The following is an 8,704-nucleotide window of genomic DNA, read 5'->3' on the forward strand; positions in this document are numbered from 1 at the left end:
AGACAGAGGTTTTTCACAGGCTTCAGATAAATTTCCAGTCGGTCATGATGCGGAAACCGGCCGCACGGTCAGCATAGGTCAGACTGCACCCTCCCCCGTGTCGTCCCGCACCGGCGTCACCAGAATCTTGTCGATGCGGCGTCCGTCCATGTCGACGACCTCGTAGCGATGCCCCTTGAACGTGAAGGCCTCGCCCGTTTGTGGCAAATGGCCGAACTGCAGAAGCGCCAGGCCGGCGACCGTCTGGAAGTCGCCGCCAATAGCGCCGGCATCGATCCGCACCGCGAATTCGTCGACCGGCATGGCGCCGTCGACGAGCCATGAGCCGTCGGCCCGCCGCTCCATCATTTTCTCCTGTTCCTCGCCGCGTTTGGGCAGCTCGCCGGCAATCGATTCGAGAATGTCGGTCAGGGTTACGATGCCCTGCGTCGATCCGTACTCGTCGACGACGACCGCGAAATGCACCTTGTCGCGCTTGAACCGGTCGAGCAGCCGCAAAACCTCCTTGCGGTCCGGCACGACGATCGCCGGCGCGAGAAAACGGTCCAGTTCCAGCGTTCCGCCTTCCAGCGCCGCCGGCAATATGTCCTTCACATGCACGACGCCAATGGCTTCATCGACCGATCCGTCGCACACCAGAAGCCGCGAGAAACGGTGCGTGCGGACGGTTTCCGAAATTTCCTGCGCCGTCGCATGCCTGTCGATCCATACAAGATCCGGACGCGGCGTCATGATCGCGCGCACCGTGCGGTCGGCAAGCCTGAGCACACCCTCGATCATCTCGCGCTCCTGTGGCATGAAGACGCCGGCCCGCGTACCTTCCGCGATCAGCGATTTCACCTCGTCTTCGGTCACCGTGGATTGCCGCGTGCCGCCGAGCCCCAGCAGCTTCAGCACCGCATCGATCGATACCTTGAGAACCCACACCGCCGGCGCCGCAACCAGCGACAGCAACTGCATCGGTGGCGCGATCGCCGCGGCCACGCGCTCGGGACTGAGCAGCGCGATGCGCTTGGGCACCAGCTCGCCGGCGACCAGCGACAGATAGGTGATCGACACGACGACAACGGCGATGCCGCCCGCGGGCCCGTAATCCGCCAGCATGGGGAAAGTCGCAAGCCAGGTGCCGAGCCGCAAGCCGAGCGTCGCGCCGCTGAACGCACCCGCGACGACGCCGACAAGCGTAATGCCGATCTGGACCGTGGCGAGGAACCGGCTCGGATCGTCGATCAGCAGCAGTGCCCGCCGCGCGCCCGCGCTGCCCTCCCGCGCCATCTGTTCGAGCCGCACCTTTCGGGACGACACGACGGCAAGCTCCGACATCGCCAGCACGCCGTTGACGGCGATCAGAAGCAATACGACCAGAAGTTCGATATAGACCATGGGTCCTTCGCTCACTCCTTCGGAAAGTCGAGCCCCATCTCGCGGTAGCGTTCGCGGTCGTCCGACCAGTTCTCGCGCACCTTGACGAAGAGAAAGAGATGCACGCGGCACTCGAGCATCTCTTCAAGCTCCTCGCGCGCGAGCTGCCCGATCGTCTTGATCGTCTGTCCGCCCTTGCCGAGCGCGATCTTCTTCTGGCTCTCGCGCTCGACATAGATGACCTGCGCAATGCGGATCGAGCCGTCCTTTTTCTGCTCCCATTCCTCCGTCTCGACCGTCAGCGAATAGGGCAGCTCGTCATGCAGCCGCAGGAAAAGTTTCTCGCGCGTGATCTCGGCGGCGAGCGAGCGCAGCGGCACATCGGCCGCCTGGTCTTCGGGATAATGCCACGGGCCTTCCGGCATCAGCGCCGCGATATGGCGCTTGAGGTCGTCGACGCCGTCGCCCGTCAGCGCCGAAATCATGAAGGTCTCGGTGAAGATCCCCGTTTCGGCGAGCGCCGCGGCCGTCTTCAGCAGTTTCTCGCGCGCGCAGGCATCCGCCTTGTTCAGCACAAGGATCGCTTTCCGGCCTTGCGCCTTCAGCCCCTCGACGATGCGGTCGAGATCGCTGTCGCGGCCGCTCTCCATGTCGACCATCAGCACGATGAGGTCGGCATCCCCCGCGCCCCCCCAGGCCGCATCCACCATCGCCCGGTCGAGCCGCCGCTTCGGCTTGAATATCCCCGGGGTATCCACGAACACGATCTGGGTGTTTCCTTCCATCGCGATGCCGCGGATGCGCGCGCGCGTCGTCTGCACCTTGTGGGTGACGATCGCGACCTTCGATCCGACCATCCGGTTGAGCAGAGTCGATTTCCCCGCATTCGGCGCCCCGATTATGGCGACAAACCCGCAGCGTTGCGGTCCCGGTCGGCTGCTCTGGTTTTCCATCTTTTCTCGTTTGTGACAGTTTTATGACAGTTTTTTGACAGAGGCCTGTTTCAGACCCAGACGCCCTCTGCCTCGAGCAGCGCCTGGGCGGCCGCCTGCTCCGCCTGCCGTTTCGAATTTCCCTTTGCGGCCAATGGCTTGCGCCCCTCGACCAGCACCTCGACCGTGAATTCCGGCGCGTGATCGGGGCCTTTGCGCGCCGTCTGCCTGTAGGTCGGCGCGGAGAGCCCGCTTGCATGTGCCCATTCCTGCAGCGCCGTCTTGGCGTCGCGCGGAATTTCCGTATGTTTATCAATGAGATGCGCCCATTGACCTTCGATGAAGCGGGTCGCCTCTTCCATCCCGCCATCGAGATAGAGCGCGGCGATCAGCGCCTCGCAGCCATCGGCAAGAATGGCGGATTTCTGCCGTCCGCCGGCCTTTTCCTCGCCCGCGCCCATCGTGATATAGGCACCCAGATCGATGCGCGCAGCCACCGCCGCGCACGCCTCCTTGCGGACCAAGGCATTGAATCTGATCGCCAATTCGCCTTCGTCCGCCTCCGGAAAGAGCCGCAGCAGCCAGTCGGCGACCGTGAGCGCCAGCACCCGGTCGCCCAGGAATTCGAGCCGCTGGTAGTTTTCCGGGCCCGCGCTCGGATGCGTCAGCGCCCGCGCAAGGAGCGCCATGTCCTTGAATTTATAGGACAATTTCTCTTCAAGCGCGGCGCTCAATCGGTCCACTTGCCGATCCGGTTCCATCTGATCGCCGAGGGCCATTTCCAGAACTGCCAGAACGACGCGCTGCCGTCGGCCGAGAAGAAAATGATCTCGGCCCGGCCGACCAGGTTCTCGAAAGGCACGTATCCGACAGAATCCGGCACGCGGCTATCGCTCGAATTGTCGCGATTGTCGCCCATCATGAAGTAATGGCCCTCGGGAACGATGTAGAGACCCGTATTGTCCCACACACTGTTCGGAACCATGTCCAGCGTAATATAGGAAACGCCGTTGGGCAGCGTCTCCATATACTGTGGAATACGGCGCACATTGCCCGAAGAATTTCGCTCTATGAAGTCATCCACGCGCTGGCGCGGCACCGCCACATCGTTGATGTAGAGAACCCCGTCCTGCATCTGCACGGTGTCGCCGGGTAACCCTATGACGCGCTTGATGAAATCGGTCCGGTTGTCGGTCGGCACCTTGAACACCGCGATGTCGCCCCGATCGGGCGCCGAACCCAGTACCCGTCCGCTGAAGATCCCCGGACTGAACGGCAGCGAATGCCGCGAATAGCCGTAACTGTATTTGGAAACAAAGAGATAGTCGCCAATCAGCAGCGTCGATTCCATCGAACTCGAGGGAATGAAAAAGGGCTGGAAGAGCAAGGCCCGGATGAAAAGCGCAATCAGCAGCGCATAGCCGATGGTCCGTACATTCTCGGCCAGCGACCCGCTGCGCAGTTTCTTCGCGTTTTCCATCATCGTCATCTTCCGGCTCCTGCCCCTCGAAAACGGCGGACCATACCACAATCGGCCGCCGCGTCTGCCCCCCGGGTTCAGCCCCGCGGAACTGCGGAAATGATAACAAAAGCCTGTGCTTGCGGGTGGTCGTCCGTGATCGTCAGATGAATAATCGCCTCCATCCCCGCCGGTGTGATCTCCGCGAGCCGCGCCAGTGCGCCGCCCGTCAGCGCCATGGTCGGCTGTCCCGAGCGCAGATTGACGACACCCATGTCGCGCCAGAATATGCCGCGCCGGAAGCCGGTTCCAAGCGCCTTCGAACAGGCCTCTTTCGCCGCGAAACGCTTGGCATATGAAGCCGCCCGCATGCGCCGGCTTTCGGATTTGCGCCGCTCGACATCCGTGAATATCCGCTCGATAAAGCGCTCGCCGAACCGCTCGAGCGTCAACTCGATGCGGCGTATGTCGATGATATCGTTGCCTATTCCAAGGATCATCGGCGGTCCTCCGCACCGGGCAGCGCCGCCCGCCCGCCGGCCCGCGCCTCGTCCATCACCATGCGCATCCGCCTGATGCTTCCGTCGAGCCCGGTAAAGATCGCCTCGCCGACCAGAAAATGGCCGATATTGAGTTCCGTCAGCTCCGGCAGCGCCGCAACGGGCGCCACCGTGTCGAATGTCAGCCCGTGCCCCGCATGGACTTCAAGACCCATGGCAGCGCCGTTGCGCGCGGCCCCGGCAAGCCGTGCCATCTCCGCGTCGCGCTTGGCATTTTCATGCGCCAGCGCCGCGTCGCAATAGGCGCCCGTATGCAATTCCACGATATGGGCGCCGAGCGAACGCGCCGCTTCGAGTTGTCTTGTCTCCGCATTGATAAACAAGGACACGCGGATTCCCTTGTCCGAAAGCCGCGCGACAACCGGTGCCAGATAATTGTGAAGCCCCGCCGCGTCGAGCCCGCCCTCCGTCGTTACCTCCTCGCGCCGCTCCGGCACGATGCAACAGGCGTTGGGTACATGGCGAAGCGCGATGTCGAGCATCTCGGGCGTCGCCGCCATTTCGAGGTTGAGCGGCAACCCAATCTCGCCTTTCAGCCGTGCGATATCCCCGTCGCGTATGTGCCGTCGATCTTCACGCAGATGGGCAGTAATGCCGTCGGCCCCTGCCGCCGCGGCAACTCTGGCCGCACGCACGGGATCGGGATGCTCGCCGCCACGCGCATTCCGAATTGTCGCGACATGATCGATATTGACGCCGAGGCGCAGGTGAGGTGTCGGGCTCATGCTCGCTGTTTCCGTTTTTCGTCCATGGTCATTCACGCATATCGCCTGCAGGTGGCTGGGAATCGGGGAACAGTACAAGCGCACGCTCCGCGAGCCGCCGCCGTCGACGCAACTGGTAGGCCTCGACGCCGCTGCGCGTCACAACATAGGTTACACACCCGAGAACGATGCCGACCGGAATCGCACCGACCGTCAGCGGCACCAGCAGCGGCAGTATCATGTCGAAGGCGCGATCGCTCTGCAGCGTTTCCGCGATATCCGGGTCCGCCCCCACCGGCGCCCCCACCATATAGCGGCCGACCTCATAGACGATGAACCAGATGGCGGGAAAGGTCAGCGGGTTGCCGACAAATGTACCGATAGCGCTGGCAATCAGATTGCCTCGCAATATCCATGCGACGAGCATCGCAATCAGTATATGAAACCCGAAAAATGGCGTGCAGGATGCGAAGACGCCCGCAGCGACGCCCATGGCGATCGCATGCGGCGTTCCCGACAGACGCCAGATTCGCCGCCATCCATACTGGATGGCACGCTTCCAGCCCGCGCTCGGCCAGAATGTTTCCCGGAGTTTCCGGAGTGGATGAAGTTCGACGCGACGCCGAAACAAGGGGATCGTCTCCTCTAGGCGATGCCGCGGCTGCCGGGCTTTTCAGCCGGCAGTGCCGCAAGCTCTTTCGGGAGCTTGTCGGCCGGGTAGGCCGGTATGTCTATGCGGGCAAGCGAAATGAGCTTGGCACCGACCTTCGCCTTGCCACCCGAGCGGTCAATAAGGCACGCCGCGGCGACAACCTTCGCGCCGGTCTTGCGAATAGCCTGAATGCATTCGCGGGATGACAATCCAGTCGTCACGATATCCTCGACCATCACCACTCGCATGCCTTTCTTGAGCGGAAATCCCCGCCGCAACACGAACTCACCTTTTTCCCGCTCGACATACATTGCCGGCACCTTCAGGTAGCGGGCCGTCTCATAACCCGGAATGATCCCGCCGACAGCGGGCGAAACAATGGCATCGAACGATCCATCAACCTCCTCTTCGATCCTGGCCGCCAGTGCCTTGCAGAGCCGGGCCGTCCGCTTGGGATTCATGAACACGAGCGCCTTTTGCAGAAAGATCGGACTGTGCAGACCGGACGACAAAATAAAATGCCCTCTCAACAGCGCGCCGGCTTTTTCGAATTCTTTCAGAACTTTGGCTTCTTTCATTTTTGTGCTCACCGGCTTCCGAGTGTTAAAAGTAAGGCGTGTCAGTGTCGCGGACGCGCGACAGTATTGACGCAGGACAGTCCGTTCAGCGCCGACATGATGCGTGTCAAATGTTTGATGTCCCGAACATCGAGGTCGATCTGCAAATCGTAGAAATCGGCATCGCGCTGCGCCAGCGTCAAATTGGAAATATTGCTTCCATAGTCGGCGATCAACGTCGCGATATGGCCAAGCGAACCAACTTCGTTGCGCGCCGTGACACGCAGACGCGCCGGGAATGTCTGCGGTATTTCCGGATCGATGTCCCACGTCACGTCGATCCAGCGCGACGGTTCGCCATCGAACGTCTCGAGCGTCGGCGCATCGATCGGATAGACCGTAACGCCCTCGCCAGGCATCATGATACCGACAATCCGCTCGCCCGGAAGCGGGAAGGTATCGGGTGCAAACTGGATACCGAGACCCGCGCCGCGGCCTGTCACACGCACCGCGCCATTGCGTTCGTCCTTCCCGTTCGGCTTGGATATTCGCTTGCGGCCACGCTTGGCAATCGGCTCCTCAGGATAAACCATGTGTAGCACTTGCACCGGACTGATCGTGCCGTCTCCCACAGATGCGAGAAGTTCGTTAACGTCGGATTTACGGAGCGGTCCAAGCGCTCGTTCAAGAATCGTATCGGAGGCATCCTTGCCCGCCGCCTCGAATGCACTCTTGAGAATCTGTCGGCCCAGACGGCTGAATTCCGCTTGCTTGGCCGCGCGGATCGACCGCCGGATCGCCGAGCGCGCCTTGCCGGTCGCGACAAATGCTTCCCATGCGGGGGATGGTCGCTGCACCTGCGAGCGAATGATCTCGACTTCATCGCCGTTTTCGAGTCTGGTGCGAAGCGGCATATGCCGCCCGTTGATCTTGCTGCCAACGCAGGTGTCTCCGACCTCCGTATGGACAGCATAGGCAAAATCGATCGGTGTCGCACCACGCGGCAACGTAATGAGCAGACCGTTGGGCGTGAAACAGAAAACCTGATCGGAAAACATCTGGAGCTTGGTGTGCTCCATAAACTCTTCGGGCGTTCCGCCGTGCTCAAGCATCTCGATCAACTGACGGAGCCAGCGGAAGGTCGCCGCGAACTCGCCTGATGCCTCGGCATCCGCCGGCCCCTCCTTGTAGAGCCAGTGCGCGGCGATACCGTACTCGGCGATCTCGTGCATCTTGCGCGTCCTGACTTGAACCTCGGCGCGTTTCTTCTGCGGACCAATTATCGTCGTGTGGACCGAGCGATAGCCGTTGTTCTTCGGCGTCGAAATATAATCTTTGAACCGGCCCGGAACCATCGGCCAAGCCGTATGCAGGATTCCGATCGCACGGTAACAGTCCGGCACGTCATCGACGACAACCCGGAAACCAAAAATATCGGAGAGTTGTTCCAGCGAGATGCCGCGGCGCTCCATCTTGCGCCACATCGAATAGGGACGCTTTTCCCGTCCGATTACTTCCGCGGCAAGCCCCTCTTCCTCGAGCTTCGCCTTGATCTCGTCGGCGATCTGTTTGACCGTATCGCCGCTTTCTTCGCGGAACTCGTTGAGGCGCTTCAGCAGTGCCTCACGCGCTTCGGGATTCAGCTCCTTGAAAGCAAGGTCCTCAAGTTCCTCGCGAATTTCCTGGATACCCATACGCCCGGCAAGCGGTGCATAGATTTCCATCGTCTCCTGTGCGATACGCTGTCGCTTATCGGCCGACTCGATGAAATGCAGCGTCCGCATGTTGTGCAACCGGTCAGCGAGTTTGACCAGAAGCACGCGAATGTCGTTTGACATCGCAAGCAGGAATTTGCGGAAATTTTCCGCCTGCTTCGACCGTTCGGAAGTGAGTTCAAGCCGGGTCAACTTGGTCACGCCATCGACGAGGCCAGCGACCTGCGCGCCGAACAGCTTCGTCAGCTCGTCCATCGTCGAGCCGGTGTCTTCCATTGTGTCGTGCAGCAGTGCGGTCACGATGGTCGCGGTATCAAGCTTGAGTTCGGTCAGGATGCCGGCGACTTCGATCGGATGGGAGAAGTAAGGGTCGCCGCTGGCGCGCATCTGATTGCCATGCTGCTTCATGGCATAGACATAGGCGCGGTTGATCAGGGCTTCGTCCGCTTTCGGATCGTAGCCGAGCACGCGATCGACGAGCTCATACTGACGCAACATTCATCGATTCTCCTGCGCCGCGCCTTGCAAACTTCCTAACGCCGTTTCTCGCAAACGCATTTCACAAACAAAAGCGCCGCCCCTCACCTTCCGGCCGGGCGGCGCTCAAACCGATTGACGTCTGCGCTGGGGCCAAGCCCTCCTCGCCCGTTCTCAGTCTTCCCCGTCCATGTCGTCCGCATCGGCCGATTTCTGCTGCGGCGAGTCGATCTGGCTTTGGATCGCGCGCAACAACTCTTCCTCGCTCATGCGGTCGGCTGACCCT

General features: G+C 61.4%; 9 protein-coding genes. All 9 read right to left on the minus strand.

All coding sequences use genetic code 11. The annotated features are described in order from the left end of the window. Nucleotides 1-78 precede the first annotated feature (78 nt). A complete protein-coding gene (locus tag WEB61_RS07175) occupies nt 79-1,383 on the minus strand; it encodes a hemolysin family protein (protein WP_368063647.1) in 1,305 nt (434 codons plus the stop codon). Between the two features lie 11 nt (nt 1,384-1,394). Continuing rightward, the gene (era, locus tag WEB61_RS07180) at nt 1,395-2,315 is read right to left on the minus strand and encodes a GTPase Era (RefSeq protein ID WP_368063648.1); all 921 of its coding nucleotides are present in this window, start codon (nt 2,313-2,315) and stop codon (nt 1,395-1,397) included. 50 nt (nt 2,316-2,365) lie between these two features. Next, entirely contained in the window at nt 2,366-3,037 is a 672-nt protein-coding gene (rnc, locus tag WEB61_RS07185) for a ribonuclease III (RefSeq protein WP_368063649.1), read from the minus strand. Beyond that, on the minus strand, nt 3,025-3,783 hold the full coding sequence (lepB, locus tag WEB61_RS07190; protein WP_368063650.1) for a signal peptidase I: 759 nt from the start codon (nt 3,781-3,783) through the stop codon (nt 3,025-3,027). Before lepB ends, rnc begins: the two co-directional genes overlap by 13 nt. A 68-nt stretch (nt 3,784-3,851) precedes the next feature. Next, nucleotides 3,852-4,253 (minus strand): holo-ACP synthase, encoded by a 402-nt coding sequence (acpS, locus tag WEB61_RS07195; RefSeq protein WP_368063651.1) that lies wholly within the window; start codon nt 4,251-4,253, stop codon nt 3,852-3,854. Further along, nucleotides 4,250-5,038: a pyridoxine 5'-phosphate synthase gene (locus tag WEB61_RS07200; RefSeq protein ID WP_368063652.1), complete on the minus strand. Its 789-nt coding sequence runs from the start codon at nt 5,036-5,038 to the stop codon at nt 4,250-4,252. The genes acpS and WEB61_RS07200 overlap by 4 nt, the downstream gene beginning before the upstream one ends. Before the next feature lie 28 nt (nt 5,039-5,066). Beyond that, a complete protein-coding gene (locus tag WEB61_RS07205; RefSeq protein ID WP_368063653.1) occupies nt 5,067-5,648 on the minus strand; it encodes a DUF2062 domain-containing protein in 582 nt (193 codons plus the stop codon). A 14-nt stretch (nt 5,649-5,662) separates the two neighbouring features. Continuing rightward, on the minus strand, nt 5,663-6,247 hold the full coding sequence (gene pyrE, locus WEB61_RS07210) for an orotate phosphoribosyltransferase (RefSeq protein ID WP_368063654.1): 585 nt from the start codon (nt 6,245-6,247) through the stop codon (nt 5,663-5,665). Between the two features lie 41 nt (nt 6,248-6,288). Next, nucleotides 6,289-8,439 (minus strand): bifunctional (p)ppGpp synthetase/guanosine-3',5'-bis(diphosphate) 3'-pyrophosphohydrolase, encoded by a 2,151-nt coding sequence (locus WEB61_RS07215; RefSeq protein ID WP_368063655.1) that lies wholly within the window; start codon nt 8,437-8,439, stop codon nt 6,289-6,291. Nucleotides 8,440-8,704 lie beyond the last annotated feature (265 nt).

It is taken from the genome of Parvibaculum sp., assembly GCF_040882025.1.
In the GTDB taxonomy this organism is placed as follows: Bacteria; Pseudomonadota; Alphaproteobacteria; order Parvibaculales; family Parvibaculaceae; genus Parvibaculum.

Coding starts and splice junctions, on each gene's coding strand:
- WEB61_RS07175 (WP_368063647.1), bottom strand. CDS start 1,383: ATGGTCTATATCGAACTTCTGGTCGTATTGCTTCTGATCGCCGTCAAC.
- WEB61_RS07215 (WP_368063655.1), bottom strand. CDS start 8,439: ATGTTGCGTCAGTATGAGCTCGTCGATCGCGTGCTCGGCTACGATCCG.
- lepB (WP_368063650.1), bottom strand. CDS start 3,783: ATGACGATGATGGAAAACGCGAAGAAACTGCGCAGCGGGTCGCTGGCC.
- acpS (WP_368063651.1), bottom strand. CDS start 4,253: ATGATCCTTGGAATAGGCAACGATATCATCGACATACGCCGCATCGAG.
- WEB61_RS07200 (WP_368063652.1), bottom strand. CDS start 5,038: ATGAGCCCGACACCTCACCTGCGCCTCGGCGTCAATATCGATCATGTC.
- era (WP_368063648.1), bottom strand. CDS start 2,315: ATGGAAAACCAGAGCAGCCGACCGGGACCGCAACGCTGCGGGTTTGTC.
- pyrE (WP_368063654.1), bottom strand. CDS start 6,247: ATGAAAGAAGCCAAAGTTCTGAAAGAATTCGAAAAAGCCGGCGCGCTG.